The 775-nt window shown below is 68.9% G+C and carries 1 protein-coding gene; it reads left to right on the top strand.

The genetic code is table 11. The features are described from left to right. A partial coding sequence (locus IEY89_RS40170) for a zinc-binding dehydrogenase (protein WP_189152458.1) occupies positions 1–775 on the top strand: 775 nt, incomplete at both ends.

The following is a 775-nucleotide window of genomic DNA, read 5'->3' as shown; positions in this document are numbered from 1 at the left end:
ACACCGACCTGCACTACCGCGAGGGTGGGATCAACGACGACTTCCCCTTCCTGCTCGGTCATGAGGCGGCCGGTGTGGTGGAGTCGGTGGGGGAGGGGGTCACGGATGTGGTCCCCGGTGATTTCGTGATCCTCAACTGGCGTGCTGTGTGCGGGAATTGCCGGGCCTGTCTGCGTGGGCGGCCGTGGTACTGCTTCAACACGCACAACGCCAGGCAGAAGATGACGCTCACCGACGGTACGGAACTCTCCCCGGCGCTCGGTATCGGTGCCTTCGCCGAGAAGACGCTCGTCGCGGCCGGGCAGTGCACCAAGGTCGACCCGGCGGCCTCGGCCGCTGTGGCGGGGCTGCTGGGGTGCGGGGTGATGGCCGGTATCGGCGCCGCCATCAACACCGGGAACGTGGGGCGAGGCGACTCCGTCGCGGTCATCGGCTGCGGTGGGGTCGGGGACGCGGCGGTTGTCGGGTCCAACCTGGCCGGTGCCGCGAAGATCATCGCCGTCGACATCGACGACAACAAGCTCGCGACCGCCCGTGAACTGGGCGCGACCCACACGGTCAACTCCAAGGAGACGGACCCGGTCGAGGCGATCCGTGAGCTGACCGGCGGCTTCGGCGCCGACGTGGTCATCGAGGCGGTCGGGCGCCCGGAGACGTACAAGCAGGCGTTCTATGCCCGTGATCTGGCCGGGACCGTGGTTCTGGTGGGGGTGCCGACGCCGGAGATGAAGCTGGAGCTGCCGCTGATCGACGTCTTCGGGCGCGGCGGCTCGCT

Source organism: Streptomyces lacrimifluminis (genome assembly GCF_014646095.1).
Lineage (GTDB): Bacteria > Actinomycetota > Actinomycetes > Streptomycetales > Streptomycetaceae > Streptomyces > Streptomyces lacrimifluminis.
This window is presented reverse-complemented; position numbering and strand designations above follow the sequence as displayed.